1 pseudogene is annotated in these 299 nt (G+C 60.2%); it reads left to right on the top strand.

The features are described from left to right. Positions 1-299: pseudogene (locus tag ASE71_RS10650) on the top strand (phosphoketolase); the annotation flags it as partial.

The raw sequence follows: 299 nt of genomic DNA, 5'->3' as shown, positions 1-299 counted from the left end.
GCGCGCTTCGAACTATCTGTCGGTCGGGCAGATCTATCTGCTCGACAATCCGCTTCTGCGCGAACCGCTGAAGCGCGAGCACATCAAGCCGCGCCTGCTCGGCCATTGGGGCACGTCGCCGGGCCTCAACATGCTCTACGTGCATCTCAATCGCGTCATCAAACGTGACGACCTCGACATGATCTATATCATCGGTCCCGGCCATGGCGGGCCGTCTCTGGTGGCGCATGCCTATTTGGAAGGGACCTATACGGAGTTCTATCCGAACATCGCCGAAGACGCCGAAGGCATGCAGCGGC

Origin of the sequence: Ensifer sp. Root954 (assembly GCF_001429005.1) — a bacterium.
GTDB classification, from domain to species: Bacteria; Pseudomonadota; Alphaproteobacteria; order Rhizobiales; family Rhizobiaceae; genus Ensifer; species Ensifer adhaerens.
Note: the sequence above shows the minus strand (reverse complement) of the source record. Positions and strands in the feature narration are given on the sequence as shown.